Source organism: Sphingomonas nostoxanthinifaciens, from assembly GCF_019930585.1.
Classification (GTDB): domain Bacteria; phylum Pseudomonadota; class Alphaproteobacteria; order Sphingomonadales; family Sphingomonadaceae; genus Sphingomonas_I; species Sphingomonas_I nostoxanthinifaciens.
Genome location: NZ_CP082839.1, coordinates 513,304 through 533,465, shown reverse-complemented (window position 1 = coordinate 533,465; position 20,162 = coordinate 513,304). Strand labels below are relative to the sequence as shown.

The following is a 20,162-nucleotide window of genomic DNA, read 5'->3' as shown; positions in this document are numbered from 1 at the left end:
GGATCATCGACGGCTCCCAGCTGCGCAAAATCGCGATATAGGAACATATAAAGAACATTCAAGGGGAGCATTGACCGCTTGGCTCGCTTAGCTAATATCGTAGCTAAGGAGATTGAGGATGACGATCTTCACCGTGCACGAAGCGAAGACGAACCTTTCGAAACTGATCGCAGAAGCAATCGCCGGGGGCGAGGTCGTCATTGCCCGGGGCGCGGTGCCGGCGGTGCGGCTGGTCCCGGTCAACGCGCCGGGCAAGCGCCGCTTCGGCGCGCTGCGCGACAGGATCGCCATCGACGCCCGTTTCGAAGACCCGCTGCCCGACGACGAACTGTCGGCGTGGGGCGGCGAATGAACCTCCTGTTGGATACGCATGCATTGATCTGGTGGCTGGTGGGCGACGACGCGCTCGGAGAGGAAGCGCGTGCGCTGATCGCGGACGAGGATAATCGCATCTTCGTGAGCGCCGCGTCGGCGATGGAAATCAGCACCAAGCACCGCTTGGGCAAACTCCCCGACGCCGGGTTGCTCGCGACGAACCTGCCGCAGTTTCTGAGCGACCAGGATTTTATCGAGATGCCGATTTCGATCGCCCATGCCGCAACGGCCGGCAATCTCCGGATCGCGCACAAGGATCCGTTCGACCGCTTCCTGATCGCGCAGTCGCTCGTAGAAAATTGCCCGCTGGTCTCGAACGAGGCGTTGTTCGACGCCTTCGGGGTCAACCGGATCTGGTAGCCGAGGTCGCCGTTTGGTGGTTAGCGGACATTCCCCGACAGCACTGATGCGACTATCTGGGCGGCGGTGTTGACGGGGGGAGAGCGAATGTGCGCACTTATTTCAAGCGCCTCGCGCTGGCGTTTGGTGGCATCATTGGCGCGGTCGCCATTGGTATTGCGCTCGAAAATGACGCAGGAATTGCCTTTGACACAAGCTATCGAGTTGGCTGCGCGATTGCTTGCTTGATTTTCATCTTCAAATTGCAACGAGACTACCCCACGGAGCAATGGCCAAAGATCGGCCTTGTCGCCTCGGCATTGATTAATCTCGCTATATTCTTCACGCCAATCGTGTCTCGTTCTGCTTCACGCGGCGAACTCATGATCTTCGCGCTACCCGACGCCATTGTAGTGCTGACGGCCCTGATTGCATCCTATCGGGTCGAAACTGTGCATCAACGAGCGGTGCGTCAACAAATGGTGTTCGGGCTCGTTGTGGCGCTCGGCTTCAGCGCCGTGCTCTTCACTCTTATTTTGATCGGCCCGCAGCCTCAACGGCTGCAATGAGCGAAGGTCGGCTCCTGGGGCGTTAGCAGACACCATTCTCCCAGACTGGATCTGGGATCTGGCTACTCTTGAAACCTAGGGTAACAAGCTGGACCCCGGATCAAGTCCGGGGTGACGGTGGAGTGGGGCACCCGCCTTGAGATGAAATCCGCCACCGCTCCGTCATCCCGGCCTTGAGCCGGAATCCCGCTTTTGCCGGTACGGAAGGTTGCAGGAGCTAGGGCAGCAGCGCGCTTAAATCCTTCAGCGCCGCCAGCAGCGCATCCGCATCCGCGCGATGATTGTAGGCGTGGAAGCCCGCGCGGATGCGGCCGTCGCGGCTCGAGACGACGATGTTGCGATCGGCCAGCGCCGCCACCAAAGCCGGCGCGTCGGTCGACGGGATCGACACCAAAGGCCCGCGCGCATCGTCGTCGCGCGGATTGGTGAAGGCGATCCCGGCCGCGTCCAGCGCATCCATCAGGTAGCGCGTCGTGTCGCGGACCTGCGCCTCGATCGCGTCGACGCCCGCGTCGAGCACCAGCTCGATCCCCGCGCGCGCGGGCGCGAGGCTCGGCACGGGCGGGGTGCCCGCCTCGAACCGGCGTGCGCTCGGGCTGGGATCGTTGGCGTGGATGTCCATCGCGTTGACGTCGGCCTGCGCGAACCAGCCCGAGCTGCGCGGGCGCAGCCGTTCGGCCACCGGCCGCCGCACGTAGAGGAAGCCGACGCCCGCCGTGCCGAGCAGATATTTGAGCATGCCGCCGACGAGGATGTCGACGCCGAGCGCCGGCGCGTCGATCGGCGTCGTGCCGACGATCTGGTAGCTGTCGAGCAGCACCAGCGCGCCCTTGGCGTGCGCCGCATCGACGATCGCGCGGATCGTGGCATCGGGCAGGCGCGCGCCGTGGCGGTAGCAGAGGTGCGACAGCGCCACGATCGCGGTGCGCTCATCGATCAGCGCCGCCACCGCCTCGGCCGAGACCGGCGCGTCGCCATCCTCCGCCACGTGGATCACGCGCGCCGCCGGCTCCTGCGCGTGCCAGATCTGCGCGCCGGTCGGGAAATCGGCGTCGGTGACGAGGATCGTGTCGCGGCCATTGGTGAAGTCCAGCGCGCTGGCGATGGAATTGTAGCCGCCGGTCGCCGATGCCGTGATCGCGATCTCGTCCGGATCGGCGCCGAGCAGCCGCGCGACCGTGGCGCGCAGCGCCTCCAGTTCGCCGACCCAGCCCGGCCAATCGGCGCCCTTCGCCACGCGCCGATCGAGATAGGCGTCGAACCCCGCGCGCACCTCGTTCGCCAGCAGCCCGTAGGAGCCGCTGTTGAGGTAGACCAGATGATCGAGCGACGGGAAATGGGCGCGGAAGGCGGCGACGTCGAACGGCGGAGTCAAGGCAAGCTCCCGGCAGGCGCCGCGGCGGATCGGCGGCACCCCCTCAATGGAAGACAAAGCCCGTCAGGCGCAAGCCGGCTGCCGCCGCATCAACGCCGCGCCCGCGCGGATGCGCTGCCCCTCGATGATCGCATCGTCGAACGCCCAGCCGGGCGGGGCCAGCATGACGATGGTCGAGCCATGCTCGAACCAGCCCATGTCCGCCCCCTTCGCCAGCCGCGCCGCCGGGTTCGCGCTGAAGCTGCCGCGCTCGCGCACCGTCTGCTCGGTATCGAGGAAGGTCAGGCGGATGCTCGCCACCAGCACCGCCGCCACCGCCACCAGCATCAGCGGCGTGCCGTCGTCCAGCCGGGTCAGCACCGCCGCGCGCTCGTTGCGGCAGAACAGTCGCTCGACCCGCTTGAGCGCGATCGGGTTCACGTTCCAGCAGTCGCCGCTGATATAATCGACCCGCTCGACCGACAGATCGTGCGGCGCGTGGAAGTGGTGGTACATGCCCGCCGTCAGCCGCAGCGTGACGTAGCGGCCGCCGAGGAAGGGCGCCGCCGCCGCATCGTCGCCGAGCAGCTCGGCGAGGCGATAGGGAAAGCCTTTCACCTGCAGGATCTCGCAGCCCTCGATGGGGCCGTGTGCGCCGACGATCGCGTCGCACGGGCTCGCCAGCACGTCCGGATCGGGATCGGCGATACGCGCGCCCGGCCGCAGGCTGCGGGTGAAGCAATCGTGCATGCTGCGGAAGCGCGTCGTCGCGGCATCGGACAGGTCGACGTCGGAGAAGAGCCGCCACACCGCGATCGAGCCCTGCGCCACCAATGGCTGCTCGATCTTGCTGAGCCAGCCGACCAGCCGCGTCGCCAGCCGCCGCGGGATGCGGTTGGTGAGGAGGAAATTGAGGTCTTCGTCGAGCGCGAGCCGCCCGACCATGCTACGCAATGTCATAAAGTCGTGTCACAATCCGCCTAGAGGGGCTGAATGTCGCCCATTTTCGCTTTTCTCGCCGCCGGCGCCATCGGGCTCGGCGCGCCGGCCGCCCGTCGTCGCCTGATCCTTTCGCGCTCGAAGCATGGCTCGCTTACCGGTCATGTCCGCTGGGCCAAGCGCATCGCCGGCCAGATACCCGCGATCGATTACGATGCCGACCATTTCTTCCGTGCCGACGGCGCACCCGACGCCATCGCCCGGCAGCGCGAGGCGGCGTTCGAGCGCCTGTCGGCCACCTTCGCCGCGCGTTACCCCAAAAGCCGCGCGCTGACCGCCGAGACGCGCCCCGGCCTGTCCGACCTGCAATTCACCGGCAGCTATCGCGTGCCCTTCCAGTTTAGCCGGCTGGTGCGTGAGCGGCTGGGCGTCGGCGCGTTCATGGAGCGCTCGGACGGGGTGACGCTGACCGATCTCGACGGCAATATCTTCTACGATCTGACCGGATCCTACGGCGTCAACGTGCTCGGCACCGACGCCTATAAGGAGCTGATCGCGCAGGCGGTGGACGATGCCGGCGCGCTCGGCCCGGTGCTGGGGTCGCTCCACCCGCTGGTGGCGGATACCGTGCCGCGGCTGCTCGCACTGTCCGGCATGGACGAGGTGTCGTTCCACATGTCGGGCACCGAGGCGGTGATGCAGGCGGTGCGGCTGGCGCGCTACCATACCGGCCGCACCCATCTCGTCCGCTTCGCCGGCGCCTATCACGGCTGGTGGGGCGACGTGCAGCCGGGCATCGGCAACCCGATCCCGGCCGACAACACCTATACGCTCGCCGACATGTCGGAGCGGACGCTGCGCACGCTGCGCAGCCGGCGCAACATCGCCTGCGTGCTGGTCAACCCGCTGCAGGCTTTGCACCCCAATGGCGGCGCGCCGGCGGATTCCTCGCTGGTCGACGGCGGCCGGCGCGCGGGCGTCGATCGTGCGGCCTATGCGGCGTGGCTGGCACAGCTGGCGGCGGTCTGCGCCGAGCGCGGCATCGTCCTGATCCTCGACGACGTGTTCACCGGCTTCCGCCTCGCCAAGGGCGGCGCCGCCGAATATTTCGGGATCAGGCCCGATCTGGTCACCTACGGCAAGACGCTCGGCGGCGGGCTGCCGGTGGGCGTGCTGTGCGGCAAGGCGGCGCTGATGAAGCGCTTCCGCCCCGATCGGCCCGCCGACATCTGCTTCGCGCGCGGCACGTTCAACGCGCATCCCTACATCATCGCCGCGATGAACGCCCTCCTGCGGCGCATCGAGGAGCCGGCGACCGCGGCGCTGTACGACGGGCTCGACGAGCGCTGGAATGGGCGCGCGGCGTTGCTCAACGCGGCGCTGGGCGAGGCCGGGCTGCCGGTGCGCGTCGCCAACCTCTCGTCGATCTGGACGGTGCTGTACGACGCGCCCTCGCGCTATAACTGGATGCTGCAATATTATCTCCGCGCCGAGGGGCTGGCGCTGAGCTGGGTCGGCTCGGGCCGCATCATCTTCAGCCTGAATTACAGCGACGCCGATTTCGCGGCGGTGGTCGAGCGGTTCGTCGCCGCCGCCACGGCGATGCAGGCGGACGGCTGGTTCTGGCATGCGGATGGCATCACCAACAAGCTCGTCCGCCGCACCATCCTGCGCGAGATGCTGGCGAAGCGGCTCGGCCGCGCCTGATCCGCTAACCCAGCCCATCGAAGAAACCCCGTGCTCCTGCGGAAGCAGGAGCCCAGAGCTGCATGCGTAGCGCTTGGCCCCTATTCTCCTGCGTCCGCAGGAGAACAGGGTATCGACATGCGCGCATCGCCGATGCCGATTTTTCGGACGGAGAAGCGCGCCGCCACCGGCGACGCGCCCGATCCGATCAGCGCGTGGCGATATACTGATCCATCCGCTCGCCCTTCAGCAGGCGCACCGGCGCGTGGCGATACTGTTTGAAGTCGTTGAACGGGTCGGTGATGATCTTGGTCGCCCAGACGAGCCCGGTCGGGATGTCGCGCACGAAGAACAGTTGCACCGTGCGGAACAGCAGGCCGCCAGCGCCCAGCGCCAGCCACATCAGGCCGACATGGCGGATGAAGCCCATCGGACCGGGGATCGGCGCGAACACGCCCCACAGGGTCGGCGAGATCAGCAGCAGCAGCGGCATCAGCGCCCAGATCGACATGAAGACGATCTTGCGGAACAGATTGTAGCCGACCTTGATCTCTTCCTTGTGCGAATGCGTCGCCTGGTTGACCTCGTCATAGCCCTTCGGCTCGAAGAAGAAGTGGCCGGCCTGGCGGCTCGTCATCGCCACGCACCAGCCGAGCAGGCTGGCGATCGCCGGATCGTGGAACAGCAGCACATAGGCGACGATGAAGCTCGACGCGCTCAGGAAGTGCAGGCTCTGGTTGACCAGGCTGTGGTGATAATAACGGTGATCGTCCCAGCGCTGCTCATCCAGCGCCGCACGGAACGTCGCGATCTTGCCCGCGGGGGCCATGTCGCTGTCGGGAAAGGAATGCGCCATCGTTACGAACCCTTGACCTTGCGGAAGCGGAGCAGCTCGAAATGGCCGAGCGGCGGCAGCGGGCGGCGCTCGACCAATTCCATCGAACGGACGCGCGCCGCCCAATTGGCGTAGCGCTCCCACGGAAATTCGGTGCGGAAGCCGAGGCGGCTGGTGATCGGCATCAGCGCCTTCTCGATCCGGCCGCGCACGCCGGTGCCGGCGCCGATGCGCGTGGTGATGATGATCTCGCCGCCCGGCCGCACGATCCGCGCGAACTCGTCGAGTGCGCGCTCCGGGTTCGGCACCGCGGTGATGACATATTGCGCGACCACCACGTCGAAGCTGTCGTCTTCGAAGGCGAGCGCCTCGGCATCCATCACCATGATGCCGTCGACATTGGTCAGCTTCTGCTCGCGCACGCGCTGCATCGCCTTGGCAAGGATGCCCTCGGAAATATCGACACCGGTGAGGCGGCAATTCTTGTCATATTGGGGCAGCGAGATGCCGGTGCCGACGCCGACTTCCAGCACCTTGCCGCCGATGCGGCAGGCGCGCTCGATCGCGACCGAACGGCCGCGCTTGAAGACGGCCCCAAAAACAAGGTCATAAACCGGCGCCCAGCGATCGTAGGCGGCAGCCACAGTTCGGGTCTGCATCGTCGTGGCCATTGAAGGCTCCTGCCAAATTGAGCGCGGACCATGCGACGATTGCGTTGCGATCTCGCGAAATCAAGATCAAAGTTTTATGACAACGGGCAAGACGCGATGCAGCTTTCATCGATCTGCAACCGTTTTGACACGGACGGGCCATCAGCGGATGGTACGCGCGTCCAATCGAAGGGCCCATGGGAGCGATCGCTTGGCTACCGCACCGGAACTCACCCCGCAGGCGCGACTTGTTCCAACCGTGACCGGTTCACCTCCACCGGAAACACCCACCCTGCCCGACTGGCTGCGCGAGCCCGATCCGCGCCCGAACGGCCGCCACCGCCTGCGCTTCCGCACCGTCTTCATCTCCGACACGCATCTCGGCACGCCCGGCTGCAATGCGGAGCTGCTGCTCGACTTCCTCAAGTCGATCGAGTGCGAAACGCTCTATCTGGTCGGCGACATCATCGACGCGTGGCAGCTGCGCAAGGGCTGGTACTGGCCGCCGCGCCACAACGACATCGTCCGCCGCGTGCTCAAGCTGTCCAAGCACGGCACGCGCGTCATCTACGTGCCGGGCAATCATGACGAGCTGCTGCGCGACTATGCCGGCCTCGGCCTGGGCGACGTCGAGATCGTCAACCGCGCGATCCACGAGACCGCCGACGGCCGCCGCCTGCTGGTGCTTCACGGCGACCAGTTCGACGGCGTGGTCCTTTACGCCAAGTGGCTCGCCTTCCTCGGCGACAGTGCCTACGTGCTGCTGCTGAAGAGCAATGCCGGGGTCAATTGGGTGCGCCGGCGCTTCGGCCTGCCTTATTGGAGCCTCGCCGCGCATCTGAAGAAGCGCGTCAAGAACGCCGTGCAGTTCATCTGCCGCTTCGAGGAAGTGGTGGCGCATGCGGCGGTCGAGGCCGGGGTCGACGGCGTCGTCTGCGGCCACATCCATTCCGCCGAGATCCGCCAGTTCGGCGACGTGACCTATTATAATGACGGCGACTGGGTGGAGAGCTGCACCGCTCTGGTCGAGCATGAGGACGGCCGCATGGCGATCATCGACTGGGCCGAGCGCAAGCGGGCGGAAGCCGCGGCGAAGAAGCTCGCGCCGCAGCTGGCGATCGAGGCGGGGGCGCCGGTGCCGGCGTGAAGATCGCGCTCGTCTCGGATGCGTGGGCGCCGCAGGTCAACGGCGTCGTCCGCACGCTCGCGACCACGGTCGCGAAGCTCGCCGAGCGGCGGCATCGGGTCGAGACGATCACGCCCGACGGCTTTCGCACCGTTCCCTGCCCCAGCTATCCCGAGATAAGGCTGGCGCTCGGCTGCGGCGCAGAGGTCGCGCGCCGGCTGGCGGCGTTCGATCCCGATGCGATCCATATCGCCACCGAAGGGCCGCTCGGCTGGGCGGCGCGGCGCTGGTGCATTGCGCACGAACTGCCCTTCACCACCTCGTTCCACACGCGTTTCCCTGATTATGTCGCGATGCGGACCGGGCTGCCGACCGCGTGGTTCTGGCCGGTCGTGCGCCGCTTCCATCGGCCGGCTCACCGCATCATGGTGGCGACCGAGGGATTGGCGGCGGAACTCCGCACGCAGGGCCTTGGCCAGACGACGCGCTGGTCGCGCGGGGTGGACACGGCCTTGTTCGCGCCCGACGCCGCGCCGCACCCGGCGCTGATCGACCTGCCCCGGCCGATCCAGCTTTATGTCGGTCGGCTGGCGGTAGAGAAGAATCTCGACGCCTTCCTCGCGGCCGATACGCCGGGCACCAAGGTGCTGGTCGGCGACGGCCCGGCCGCGGCGGCGCTCGCGCGGGCGTTTCCGCAGGCGAAGTTGCTCGGCGCATTGCAGGGCGAAGCGCTCGCCGGCGCCTATGCGGCCGCCGACGTGTTCGTCTTCCCCAGCCGCACCGACACGTTCGGGCTGGTGATGATCGAAGCGTTGGCGAGCGGCACGCCGGTGGCAGGCTATCCGGTGCACGGCCCGCTCGACATCGTCGGCAGGGACGGGCGCGGCACACGCGGACAGGTGATCGGCGCGCTCGACGATGATCTGGCGGTCGCGATCGGCCGGGCGCTGGACGCTGCACCCTCTGCCTGCGCGGCGGAAGGGCGCAGCTATAGCTGGGATGCGTGCACCGATCAGTTTATCGGTGCATTACAGCCGATCAGCCGCCGGCTGCAGGCGATGGCGGCCTAGCAACCGCGCGACCCCTCGCCGGTTGAGGTGCCATGGACGACCCGTTCGAGATCGAGCTCAAGCTCGAATATGATCCCGCCGACGTGGATGCGCTGCTCGCGGCCGAACCGCTGGCGGCCGCGTCGTCGCTGACGCAGCGGCTCGTCTCGACCTATTACGACACCGCCGACGGCGTCCTGGCCGAGCATGGCTTCACGCTGCGGGTGCGCGAGGTGGGTGGCCGGTTCGTCCAAACGATCAAGGCCGATGGCGCGCCTGCCGCGGGCCTGTTCGCTCGGCCCGAATGGGAAATGGAGGTCGCCGACGCCACGCCGCTGCTCGATCCGGCGCAGAGCCCGATCGCGCCGCTCGTCGCCGACAAGCCGCTGGTGCCGCTGTTCGCGAGCGATATCGCCCGCACGGTCTGGACGATCGAGGCCAGCGACGCCCGCATCGAAGTGGCGCTCGATCGCGGCGAGGTGCGCGCGGGCAAGCGCCGCGATCCGGTGCACGATCTCGAGCTGGAGCTGAAGGACGGTTCGGCCATCGCATTGTTCGATCTTGCCCGCCGGCTGGACGCCGCCGCGCCGCTGCGGCTGGGTATCCTCAGCAAGTCCGAACGCGGACAGCGGCTGTCGGCCGGCAAGCCCAAGCGCGCGGTGAAGGCCGAGCCGATCATACTCGGCGCCGACGCGGACGGTCGCGAAGCCTTCGCCACGATCGCCCGCGCCTGCCTGCGCCAGTTCCGGCTGAACGAGACGCTGGTCATCGCGCACGGCAATGCGGCGGCGGTGCATCAGGCGCGGGTCGGTCTGCGCCGGCTGCGCTCGGCATTCTCGCTGTTCGCGCCGATGCTGGCGGGCGACCTCACCGCCGCGCGGCTGGCGGGCGACCTGCGCTGGCTGGCGGGCGCGCTGGGCGAGGTGCGCGATCTCGACGTGCTGATCGCGGCGCACGGGGAAAGCGCCAGCCCGCAACTGGTCGGGGCGCGCGACGCAGGCATGACGCGGGTCCGCGCCGCCTTGGCGGATCCGCGCAGCCGGCGGCTGATGCTCGACCTCGCCCAATGGCTCGCGGTGGGCGACTGGCGCGTGCGGGCGAGCGACATCGCCGCCATGCCCGTCCGGCAGCTCGCCGCCGACCTGCTCGACCGCACGCGCAAACGCCTGAAGCGACGCGGCCACGATCTGGCCGAACTTGACGACGAGCATCGTCACCGCGCGCGGATCGCCGCCAAGAAATTGCGCTATGCCAGCGAATTCTTCGCCTGCCTGTGGTCGACCGGCAAGGGCAAGCGGCGCCACGCGGCCTTCGCCGAGGTGCTGGAGACGCTGCAGGACCAGCTCGGCGCGCTCAACGATCTGGCAACCGCACCGCACCTGATCGCGCGGCTCGGGCTCGATCCCGCGGCGGTGACGCCGCCGCACGACCGCGCCGACCTGCTGGCGCGCGCGGCGGAGGCGCACGAGCGGCTGATGGATATGAAGCGTTTCTGGCGATAGCGGGCGCGCGCTAGCGCAGCGCCGCCTTCACGCTCGGCACGATGCCGCGCACGACGATCGCCACGCCCTTGGGGTTGGGGTGCAGCCCGTCGCCTTGGATCAGCGCACGCTGGCCCGCGACGCCCGCAAGGAAGAATGGGTAGAGCGGCACGCGATATTTGCGCGCCAGCGTCGGGTAGATCGCCTCGAAGGCGTGGGCATAATCGGGCCCGAGGTTCGGCGCGGTGCGCATGCCGGCGAGCAGCACGGGGATGTGCCGCGCGCGGAACGCGGCGAGGATCATGTCGAGGTTCGCCTGCGCCTGCGCCGGCGGCAGGCCACGCAGCATGTCGTTGGCGCCAAGCTCGACGATCGCCAGATCGGGCACCGCGCCGAGCCCGCGCAGGCCCCACAGCAACCGCGCCCGCGCCTGCGCGGCGGTATCGCCCGCGACGCCGCCATTCGCCACCCGCGCCGCCATGCCGTCGCGATTGAGCGCCGCCTCCAGCTGCGCGGTGAAGCCCTGCGCCGGCGGCAGGCCGTAGCCGGCGGTGAGGCTGTCGCCGAACGCCCAGATCAGCCGCGTCCGCGCGACCGCCTGTACCGGCCATGCGAGCGCCAGCGCGAGCAGAAGGTGGACAAGCCGCCCCTGCCATCCGTATCGCGGCGCGCGTGACGATTGCTCCATATCCGACCGATAGCGCGGTGATCGCGGCGCGCAACGTCCGCCTGTCGCTCGGCCGGCCGCCCGCACGCGTCGATATCCTGCGCGGCATCGACCTGACCGTCGCGCCCGGCGAGACGGTCGCGCTGCTCGGTGCGTCGGGATCGGGCAAATCGTCGCTGATGGCGGTGCTGTCGGGGCTCGAGCGGCCGAGCGACGGCACCGTCCGCGTCGCCGGCATGGATTTCGAGCGGCTCGACGAGGATGCGCTGGCGACGGCGCGACGCGCGCGGATCGGCATCGTGCTGCAAGCCTTCCACCTGCTGCCGACGATGACCGCGCTGGAAAATGTCGCGGTGCCGCTGGAACTGGCCGGTGCGTCCGACGCGTTCGCGCGTGCCGAGGCGGAGCTGGCGGCGGTCGGGCTGGCCAAACGGCTCGGCCATTATCCGGCGCAGCTTTCGGGCGGCGAGCAGCAACGCGTGGCGATCGCCCGCGCCTTGGTCGCGGCACCCCCATTGGTCTTCGCCGACGAGCCGACCGGCAATCTCGACGCCGCGACCGGCGCCGCGATCATGGACCTCCTTTTCGCACGGCAGGCCGCGCATGGCAGCACATTGTTCGTCATCACCCACGATGCGACGCTGGCCGCGCGCTGCGCCCGCGTGGTCGAGCTTGCCGACGGGCTGATCGTCGCGGATCGCCGGACCGCGTGAGCGTCGCCTGGCGTCTGGCGCTGCGCGATCTGCGTCGCGGCGGGCGCGGGCTGCTGCTGCTGGCGCTGTGCCTGTTCCTCGGCACGGGGGGGCTGGCGGGAATCGGCAGCCTTTCGGCCAGCCTGATCGCCGCGCTCGACGCGCAGGGGCGGACGATGCTGGGCGGCGATCTCGATCTGCAGGTGTCGCAGCGGCGTGCCTTGGTCGACGAGACCGCCGCCTTCGCCGCCGCCGGCCGTCTGTCAGAGACGCTGTCGATGCGGGCGATGGCGCAGGCGGCGGATCGGCCCGACGTGCCCCCGGTGCTGATCGAGCTGCGCGGGGTGGACGATCGCTGGCCGCTGGTCGGCCGCTTCCGCCTCGCGCCCGGCGCGCGCGCACCACGGCCGCATGGCCTGCAGGCAGTCGTCGCGCCCGCATTGGCCGAGCGGATGGGGCTGCGCATCGGCGACGCGATCCGGATCGGATCGGCCCGGCTGACGATCGTCGGCCTGATCGCGGACGAGCCTGACCGGCTGGGCGGCAATTTCGCGATCGGGCCGCCGGTGATCGTCGACATGGCGGCGCTCGACGCCACGCGGCTGGTGCAGCCGGGCAGCCTCTATACGAGCCATTACCGCCTGCTGCTCCCCCGCCCCGCCGAAGCGGCAGCGGTGGGCGCGCGGCTGGTCGGGCACTTCCCGTCGGCCGGCTGGAGCGTGCGCACGCCCGAACAGGCCGCCGCCACGCTGCGCCGCGCCATCGCCCAGCTCGGCCAGTTCCTGCTGCTGGTCGGCCTGTCGGCGCTGGCGATCGCCGGGGTGGGCGTCGGCAGCGGCGTCGCGGCCTATCTCGCCGGCAAGACGCGCATCATCGCCACGCTCAAGGTGCTCGGTGCGCGCTCGCCGATGATCGCCCGCATCTTCCTCACCCAGCTCGGCATCGTCGCGGCGGTCGGGATCCTCGCCGGGCTCGCGCTCGGCGCGGTGGTGCCGTGGATCGTCGCGGCGGTGGCGGGCGATGCCCTGCCGATCCCGCCGCGGCTGGCGCTCTATCCGCTGCCGCTGGCGACCGCTGCGGCGCTCGCCTTGCTGATCGCCTTGCTGTTCGCGCTGCCGCCCTTTGCGCGCGCGCGCGCCGTGCCCGCGGCGACGTTGCTGCGCGGCGTGGTCGGGCTGCGCGCTCGGCCCAGCGTTCGGCTGGCGGCGGCGATGGCGTCGATCGTGGCGGCGCTGGTCGCGCTCGCGATCCTGTCCGCGAGCGACCGCAAGTTGGCCGCCGAGTTCGTCGCGGCGACGGCGGGGCTGATCGTTCTGCTCTGGCTGCTCGGCCTCGCCATCCGCCTGCTGCTCGCGCGACTGCCGCGTGCGCGCCGCCCCTTGCTGCGACTGGCGCTGGCCAACCTCCATCGGCCCGGCGCGCAGACCGACCGGCTGGTGGTCGCGCTGGGGCTCGGTTTCTCGCTGTTCGTCGCGCTGGCGGTGATCGACACCAGCCTGTCATCGGAGCTGACCGGCGCGGCGCCGGCGCGCGCGCCGCGCTTCTTCGCGGTCGATCTCCAGCCGGAGGATGCGGCAACCTTCCGCAAGGCGGTGCAGACCGCGGCACCCGGCGCGCGGATCGAGGCGGTGCCCTCGCTGCGCGGCGCGATCCGCGCGCTCAACGGCGTTCCGGTCACGCAGCTTCGCGGACTGGCCGAGCATGCCTGGGCATTGCGCGGTGACCGCACGCTCACCTGGTCGGCGGTCGTGCCGCCGCGCAACACGGTGGTGGCGGGGCGCTGGTGGTCGCCCGATTATCGCGGGCCGCCGCTGGTCTCGATCGAAAGCGGCGTGGCGGACTCGCTCGGGCTCAAGGTCGGCGACGGCATCACCATCTCGGTGCTCGGGGTCGACGTGCCGGCGCGCGTCGCCTCGCTGCGGCGGGTAAACTGGACCGGGCTGGGGCTCAACTTCGCGATCATCTTTTCGCCCGGCTATATCGAGGAGGCACCCCACGCCTTGCTCGCCACGGTGTACGCACCGCCCGCGCGCGACGGCGCGCTCGCGCGCACGGTGGCGGCGGCGCTCCCGTCGGTGACGATGGTGCGCGTCGGCGACCTGCTCGGCAAGGTGAGCGAGTTGCTCGGCCAGATCGCGCTGGCGGTGCGCGTTGCGGCGACGGTGACGGTCGCTGCGGGCATCGCCGTGCTGGTCGGCGCGGTCGCGGCCGCCGCCGGCGCGCGTCGCTACGACGCGGTGATCCTGAAGCTGGTCGGCGCGCGCCGCGCGCAGGTGCTGGGCGTGCAGGCGATCGAATATGCGTTGCTGTCGCTGGTGCTGGCAGGCGTCGCGCTCGCAGTCGGCGCGGGCGCTGGCTGGTATGTCGTGGTGCGCATCTTCGCGCTGCCGTGGGCGCCCGACTGGCGAGTGGTGGCGCTGACACTGGGCGCGACCGTCGTCGTCACGCTCGGCATCGGCGTCGGCGGCAGCATCGGCGTGCTGCGGACCCGCCCGGCCGAGGCGTTGCGCGACGGCTGAGCCTCAGCGGCCCGCGTCCGAGCCGATATATTCGTAGAGCGAGATGCGGTTCTGCAGATCGGTGAGAACGGTCGCCACCTGGCTCTGGCGTGCCGAATATAGCGTGCGCTGCGCCGTCAGCGCGTTGAGATAGGTGTCCGTGCCCACGCGATATTGCGCGTCGGCCAATCGGTAGCTGGTGGCCGACGCCGCGACGAGCCGCGCCTGCGCCGCGCGCTGGCGATCGATCGTGCCGCGCCGCGCGAGCCCGTCGGCCACCTCGCGGAACGCCGTCTGGACGGTGTAGCGATAGGTCGCGAGATAATAATCCCGCTCGGCCTTGGCATAAGCAAGGTTGCCGCGATTGGTGCCGCCGAGGATCGGCAGCGACGCCTGCGGTGCCGCGGTGAAGCTGAGCGCGCCGCCGGTGAACAGCGACGACAAAGCCGTGCTCGCGACGCCCAGCGCCGAGGTCAGCGTGATCGTCGGGAAGAAGGCGGCGCGCGCCGCACCGATGCTGGCATTCGCGCCCTTAAGCTGGTGTTCGGCCTGCAGCACGTCGGGCCGCTGCAGCAGCACCGTCGAGGAGAGGCCCGCAGGCGTGATCGCGATCGCCGGATCCAGCGTGGCGAGCGACTGCGGCAGATCCTCGTCCTGCACCGGGCCGCCGACGAGCAATTCGAGCGCGTTGCGATCCTGCGCGACATAGGTGGTATATTGCGCGGCATCGGACTGGGCCTGCGCCACGATCGTCTCGGCATTGGAGACGTCGCTCGCCGCCGCCAGCCCGGCGTTGAACAAGGTACGGGTCAGCTCCAGCGAACGATTGCCGCTCGCCACCGTATCGCGCGCGATCGTCAGCAGGTCGCGGTCGGACGCGAGCGTGAGATAGGCATTGGCGGTCTCGGCGATCAACGTGATCCGCGCCGAGCGCATGCCCGCCTCGGTCGCCAGATATTGCTCGAACGCCTGCCTGGTCAGGTTCTTGAGGCGACCGAACAGGTCGATCTCGAAGCTGCTGATGCCCGCATTGACATTGTAGCTGCTGGTATCGGTCTGCGACTGGGTGATGCCGCGCGCGAGCGTCGCGCCGGCATCGCCGGTCAGCGTCGGCAATTGCGCCGAGCGCTGCACGCGATATTGCGCGCGCGCCGCGGCAACGTTGGCGACCGTGGCGGCGAGATTCTGGTTCGCCGCCAGCGCGCGCTCGATCACCGCGCGCATATGCGTGTCGGCGATCATCGTCCGCCACGGCAGCCCGGCCGGCTGATCGGTGGCTGCGGGGTAAGCCTCGCCGGTCGGCCATTGCGACGGCGTCGCCGGGTGCGGCTGCTTGTATGCCGGGGCGAGATCGCAGCCCGCGACGAGCGCGAGCAGAGGCAGCGAGAGGAGTGCGCTGCGCATCATGCCGGCTCCGCCTGCGCATTCGAGGGCGCGTCGGGCGTTTCGGGCGCCGCGTCGCGATGGAACAGCTTCGCGACCACCACGAAGAATAAGGGCACGTAGAAGATGGCGAGCATCGTCGCGGTGAGCATGCCGCCGACCACCGCCGTGCCGATCGCGATGCGGCTGGACGCGCCCGCGCCGGTCGCGATCGCCAGCGGGAACACGCCGGCGATGAAGGCGATCGAGGTCATCAGGATCGGTCGCAACCGCAGCTTCGCCGCCTCCAGCGCCGATTCGTAGGCATCCTTGCCGTCGCGATGCACCATCTCGGCGAATTCGACGATCAGGATCGCATTCTTGGCGGCAAGCCCCATCGTGGTGAGCAGGCCGACCTGGAAGTAGATGTCGTTCTCCAGCCCGCGGAACGTCACCGCCAGCACCGCGCCGATCAGGCCGAGCGGGATCACGAGCAGCACCGCGAACGGGATCGACCAGCTCTCATACAATGCCGCCAGGCACAGGAACACGACCAGCATCGACAGGCCGTAGAGGATCGGCGCCTGACCGCTGGAGATATTCTCCTGATACGACATGCCGCTCCAGGCGTAGGTGGTGCCGGGTGCATTCTGCTGCGCGATTGCGACGATGCGCTGCATGGCGGTGCCGGAGCTTACGCCCGGCGCCGAGCCGCCCTGGATTTCGAACGAGGCGCGGCCGTTGAAGCGGGTGAGCGAGGTCGGCCCCTTCTCCCAGCTGGTGGTGGCGAAGGCCGAGAAGGGCACCATCGCCGATGCCGTGCTGCTCGTGTCGGACGTGCTGCTGCCCGTCGTGGTCGTGCTGCTGGTGGTGGCGCTCGAGCGGACGAACCAGGTGTCGAGGTCGCTTGGCAGCATGCGATATGGCGCGTCGGCCTGCATGTAGACGCGCTTCACGCGGCCGCGATCGATGAAATCGTTGATGTAGGTGCTGCCCCACGCCGCGCTGAGCGTCGAGGTCACGTTGCTTTCGGTAAGGCCGAGCACCGCCAGCTTGGCCTCGTCAATGTTGACGCGCAGCTGCGGCGTGTCGGGCAGCGAGTTGAGCCGCACCGCCGCCAGCTGCGGATCCTTGTTGGCCGCCGCGACCACCTTGTCGCGCAGCGCGGCGAACTTGTCGGCCGGCATGCCGCTGGAATTGAGCAATTCGAAGGTGAAGCCGTTCGACTGGCCGAGGCCGCTGATCGGCGGCGGCGTCAGCGCGAACACCTGCGCGTCGCGGATCTTCGAGAAGGCGCCCATCGCGCGCGCGTTGATCGCGTCGACGCCGTTCTTCGATCCCTTGCGATCGTTGAACGGGGCGAGGATCGCGAAGCCGAGCCCGGCATTCTGGCCCGAGCCCGAGAAGCTGAAGCCGTTGATCGCGAACAGGCCGGCGACGTTCTTCTTCTCCGGCCCGAGGTAGAAATCCTCGACCTGCGTGCGGATCGCATCGGTTCGCGACTGCGCGGCACCCGCCGGCAGCGTATATTGCACGATCGCGCTGCCCTGATCCTCGTTCGGCAGGAAGCCGGTGGGCAGCCGTACGAACAGGAAGCCGAGCAGGACGACGATGCCGGCATAGACGAGGAAATGGATCAGGCGATGCGACAGGACGCTGTCGACGCCATGGACGTAGCGATCGGTGGTGCGGTCGAACCAGCGGTTGAACCGCGCGCCGATGCCGTTGCCCTCGGTCTTGCTGTGCGTGTTGGGCTTGAGCAGGGTCGCGCACAAAGCCGGCGTCAGGATCAGCGCGACCAGCACCGACAGCGCCATCGCCGACACGATTGTGATCGAGAATTGGCGGTAGATCACGCCGGTCGAGCCGCCGAAGAAGGCCATCGGCAGCAGCACCGCCGATAGCACCATCGCGATGCCGACCAGCGCCGAGCCGATCTCGCCCATCGATTTGGAGGTCGCCTCCTTGGGCGGCAGCTTCTCCTCCTCCATGATGCGCTCGACATTCTCGACCACGACGATCGCGTCGTCGACGAGCAGGCCGATCGCCAGCACCATGCCGAACAAGGTGAGCGTGTTGATCGAGTAACCGAACAAAGCGAGGATGCCGAACGTGCCCAACAGCACCACCGGCACCGCGATCGCCGGGATCAACGTCGCCCGCCAGCTCTGCAGGAAGACGAACATCACGATCACGACCAGCACGATCGCCTCGATCAGCGTCTTCACCACCTCCTCGACCGACAATTTGATGAAGTCGGTCGTGTCGCGCGGATAGATGATCTTGTAGCCCTGCGGCAGGTTGGTGGTCAGCTCGGCGACGCGCGCCTTCACCGCCTTGGCGGTCTTGAGTGCATCGGCGCCGGGCGCGAGCTGGATCGCGAGGCCGGTCGCCGGATGGCGGTTATACTCGACGGTCGACGTGTAGGTGTCGTCGCCCATCTCGACCCGCGCCACGTCGCCCAGGCGGATCACGGTGCCGTCGGTGCGCGTCTTGACGACGATGTTGCGGAACTGCTCGGGTGTCTGCAGGCGCGACTTGGCGTTGACGATCGCGTTGAGCTGCTGGTCCTTCACCGCCGGCAGCTGGCCGATCTGGCCGGCCGACACGTCGACATTCTGCGCCTGCACCGCGGTCGAGATATCGGCGGGCATCAGCTGCACCGCCGCCATCTTGTACGGATCGAGCCAGATGCGCATCGCATAGCCCGACCCGAACAATTGGGTCTGGCCGACGCCGTTCACGCGCGACAGATCGTCCTGCAGGTTGTTGCCCAGCCAGTCGGCGATATCGGCGTTGGTCGAACGGTCGGTCGAATCGTAGATGCCGACGACGAGCAGGAAGTCGCTGTTCGACTTCTGCACCAGCAGGCCCTGCTGCTGCACCTGGCTCGGCAGGCGCGAATTGGCCTGCGTCACCTTGTTCTGCACCTGCACCTGGGCGATGTCGGGGTCGGTGCCCTTGGCGAAGGTGGCGGTGATCGTCGCGGTGCCCGCCGCGCTGGAGGTCGACGAGAAATAGAGCAGGCCGTCGACGCCGGTCAGCTGCTGCTCGATCACCTGCGTGACGCTCGACTGCAGCGTCTGGGCGTTGGCGCCGGGATAGGTCGCCGACACGGTGACGCTGGGCGGCGCGATGTCGGGATATTGCGCGATCGGCAGCTGGGTGATGCCTAGGATGCCGGCCATCATGATGCCGATCGCGATAACCCACGCGAAGATGGGCCGGTCGATGAAGAACTGGCTCACGGGGTCAGCCCAGATTGCCGGCGGGGACGGGCTTCACCACCGCGCCGGGCTGCGCCTTGTCCGTACCCTCGACCACCAGCCGATCGCCGGGCTTGAGCCCGCTGGTGATCAGCCATTTGTCGCCGATCGCCTGCTTGGTGAAGACGGTGCGCTGGGCGACCTTGTTGTCAGGGCCGACCACCAAGGCCGTGGCATTACCCTTGGGATCGCGGGTGATGCCCTGCTGCGGCGCGAGGATGCCGTTCGGCACGATGCCCTGCGCCGCCTCCACCCGCACGAACATGCCCGGCAGCAAGATGCCCTCGGGATTGGGCATGCGCGCGCGCAGCGTGACGGTGCCGGTGGTCTCGTCGACCGTGACTTCGGCGAACTCGATGCGGCCGGTGTGCGGATAGGCGCTGCCGTCCGACAGCTTCAGCTGAACCGTCGCCGCCGACGGCAGCACGCTGCCCTTGGCGAGCGAGCGGCGCAGCGCGAGCAGCGCGTCGCTCGACTGGACGATATCGACATAGATCGGGTCGAGCTGCTGGATGGTGGCGAGCGCGGTCGTCTGGCTGGCGGTGACGAGCGCGCCGGGCGTGACCGCCGAGCGGCTGATGCGGCCGGTGATCGGCGCGCGCACCAAGGTATAATCGAGATTGACCTTCGCGGCGTAGAGCGACGCGGCATTCTGGTGAATGCTGGCCTTGGCCTCGCGTGCCTGCGCCACCGCATTGTCGATCGCCTGCTTGCTGACCGCGTTGATGTCGGTCAGCGCGCGATAGCGCTCGGCCTGCGCCTGCGCGGCGGCGTAGGTGGCCTGCGAATTCTCCAGCAGACCCGCGGCCTGATCGCGGCTGGCGCGATATTGGCGCGGATCGATCTGGTAGAGCGGCTGGCCGGCATGGACGATCGTCCCTTCGGTGAACAGGCGCTTCAGGATCAGCCCGTCAACCTGCGGGCGGACGTCGGAGGCGAGCGTCGGGTTGGTGCGTCCGGTCAGCTCGGTCGTGGTCTCCACCCGCTCGGCCTTGAGCGTGACGACGCCCACCTCGGCCGGCCCGCGCTGCGGCTGCTGCTTCTTCTGGCCCGAACAGCCAGCCAGCAGGACGATCGCCGCGGCCAGCGGCATGATACGGACGGAAGACGCGATTCGCATGGCCGCCCTTTGCCGCCTCGCCGGGCCGGAGCAACAGGATCAAGCTGTAACCGGCATGTGCTGCACTGCGTCATCGGGTAGCGGCAGGTTGCCCGGTGTATCATTGTGTATCCAACGCTGGCGCGGCGGCGTTTGCACGCCTTAGGCCCACCCG

At 68.7% G+C, this 20,162-nt stretch carries 17 protein-coding genes; 9 read left to right on the top strand and 8 right to left on the bottom strand.

Annotated features, from left to right (window positions below; all coding sequences use genetic code 11):
- The first annotated feature begins 118 nt into the window (after nt 1-118).
- The 3 genes from K8P63_RS02405 (at nt 119) to K8P63_RS02395 (ending at nt 1,283) form a co-directional block, all read left to right on the top strand.
- A complete protein-coding gene (locus K8P63_RS02405; protein WP_223798294.1) occupies nt 119-352 on the top strand; it encodes a type II toxin-antitoxin system Phd/YefM family antitoxin in 234 nt (77 codons plus the stop codon).
- 38 nt (nt 353-390) lie between these two features.
- Entirely contained in the window at nt 391-735 is a 345-nt protein-coding gene (locus K8P63_RS02400) for a type II toxin-antitoxin system VapC family toxin (protein WP_263282671.1), read from the top strand.
- Between the two features lie 89 nt (nt 736-824).
- Nucleotides 825-1,283: a hypothetical protein gene (locus K8P63_RS02395; protein ID WP_223798292.1), complete on the top strand. Its 459-nt coding sequence runs from the start codon at nt 825-827 to the stop codon at nt 1,281-1,283.
- 217 nt (nt 1,284-1,500) lie between these two features.
- Here the strand turns inward: K8P63_RS02395 and K8P63_RS02390 are convergent, their stop codons facing one another.
- Complete coding sequence (locus tag K8P63_RS02390) at nt 1,501-2,658, bottom strand: aminotransferase class V-fold PLP-dependent enzyme (protein WP_223798291.1); 1,158 nt, start codon at nt 2,656-2,658, stop codon at nt 1,501-1,503.
- Nucleotides 2,659-2,721: 63 nt separating this feature from the next.
- A complete protein-coding gene (asd, locus tag K8P63_RS02385) occupies nt 2,722-3,597 on the bottom strand; it encodes an archaetidylserine decarboxylase (protein WP_223798290.1) in 876 nt (291 codons plus the stop codon).
- A gap of 33 nt (nt 3,598-3,630) precedes the next feature.
- On the opposite strand from asd, the gene K8P63_RS02380 reads away from it, so the two are divergent.
- On the top strand, nt 3,631-5,283 hold the full coding sequence (locus tag K8P63_RS02380) for an aminotransferase class III-fold pyridoxal phosphate-dependent enzyme (RefSeq protein ID WP_223798289.1): 1,653 nt from the start codon (nt 3,631-3,633) through the stop codon (nt 5,281-5,283).
- Nucleotides 5,284-5,470: 187 nt separating this feature from the next.
- On the opposite strand, the gene K8P63_RS02375 is transcribed toward K8P63_RS02380, so the two are convergent.
- Nucleotides 5,471-6,118 (bottom strand): hypothetical protein, encoded by a 648-nt coding sequence (locus K8P63_RS02375; RefSeq protein ID WP_223798288.1) that lies wholly within the window; start codon nt 6,116-6,118, stop codon nt 5,471-5,473.
- A 2-nt stretch (nt 6,119-6,120) separates the two neighbouring features.
- The gene (locus tag K8P63_RS02370; protein ID WP_223798287.1) at nt 6,121-6,768 is read right to left on the bottom strand and encodes a class I SAM-dependent methyltransferase; all 648 of its coding nucleotides are present in this window, start codon (nt 6,766-6,768) and stop codon (nt 6,121-6,123) included.
- A 238-nt stretch (nt 6,769-7,006) separates the two neighbouring features.
- Here K8P63_RS02370 and K8P63_RS02365 point away from each other — a divergent pair, with 238 nt between their 5' ends.
- The 3 genes from K8P63_RS02365 to K8P63_RS02355 are packed head-to-tail and all read left to right on the top strand — an operon-like array spanning nt 7,007 to nt 10,424.
- Nucleotides 7,007-7,894, top strand: a complete 888-nt coding sequence (locus K8P63_RS02365; RefSeq protein ID WP_398288825.1) for a UDP-2,3-diacylglucosamine diphosphatase — start codon at nt 7,007-7,009, stop codon at nt 7,892-7,894.
- On the top strand, nt 7,891-8,943 hold the full coding sequence (locus K8P63_RS02360; protein ID WP_223798286.1) for a glycosyltransferase family 4 protein: 1,053 nt from the start codon (nt 7,891-7,893) through the stop codon (nt 8,941-8,943). The genes K8P63_RS02365 and K8P63_RS02360 overlap by 4 nt, the downstream gene beginning before the upstream one ends.
- A 32-nt stretch (nt 8,944-8,975) precedes the next feature.
- Nucleotides 8,976-10,424 carry a CYTH and CHAD domain-containing protein gene (locus tag K8P63_RS02355; protein ID WP_223798285.1) on the top strand — a complete coding sequence of 483 codons (1,449 nt, stop codon included), beginning with the start codon at nt 8,976-8,978 and terminating at the stop codon, nt 10,422-10,424.
- A gap of 10 nt (nt 10,425-10,434) precedes the next feature.
- Here the strand turns inward: K8P63_RS02355 and K8P63_RS02350 are convergent, their stop codons facing one another.
- The gene (locus tag K8P63_RS02350) at nt 10,435-11,091 is read right to left on the bottom strand and encodes an arylesterase (protein ID WP_223798284.1); all 657 of its coding nucleotides are present in this window, start codon (nt 11,089-11,091) and stop codon (nt 10,435-10,437) included.
- Between K8P63_RS02350 and K8P63_RS02345 the strand changes: the two genes are divergently transcribed.
- A complete protein-coding gene (locus K8P63_RS02345; RefSeq protein ID WP_223798283.1) occupies nt 11,076-11,783 on the top strand; it encodes an ABC transporter ATP-binding protein in 708 nt (235 codons plus the stop codon). The two genes, K8P63_RS02350 and K8P63_RS02345, sit on opposite strands and share 16 nt — an antisense overlap.
- On the top strand, nt 11,780-14,281 hold the full coding sequence (locus K8P63_RS02340; protein ID WP_223798282.1) for an ABC transporter permease: 2,502 nt from the start codon (nt 11,780-11,782) through the stop codon (nt 14,279-14,281). The genes K8P63_RS02345 and K8P63_RS02340 overlap by 4 nt, the downstream gene beginning before the upstream one ends.
- A 3-nt stretch (nt 14,282-14,284) precedes the next feature.
- On the opposite strand, the gene K8P63_RS02335 is transcribed toward K8P63_RS02340, so the two are convergent.
- From K8P63_RS02335 to K8P63_RS02325, 3 genes are all read right to left on the bottom strand, one after another.
- Nucleotides 14,285-15,667, bottom strand: coding sequence for an efflux transporter outer membrane subunit (locus K8P63_RS02335; RefSeq protein ID WP_223798281.1), 1,383 nt, complete (start codon nt 15,665-15,667; stop codon nt 14,285-14,287).
- A complete protein-coding gene (locus tag K8P63_RS02330) occupies nt 15,664-18,813 on the bottom strand; it encodes an efflux RND transporter permease subunit (protein ID WP_317629369.1) in 3,150 nt (1,049 codons plus the stop codon). The genes K8P63_RS02335 and K8P63_RS02330 overlap by 4 nt, the downstream gene beginning before the upstream one ends.
- Before the next feature lie 61 nt (nt 18,814-18,874).
- Nucleotides 18,875-20,008: an efflux RND transporter periplasmic adaptor subunit gene (locus K8P63_RS02325; protein ID WP_223798279.1), complete on the bottom strand. Its 1,134-nt coding sequence runs from the start codon at nt 20,006-20,008 to the stop codon at nt 18,875-18,877.
- Nucleotides 20,009-20,162: the final 154 nt, after the last annotated feature.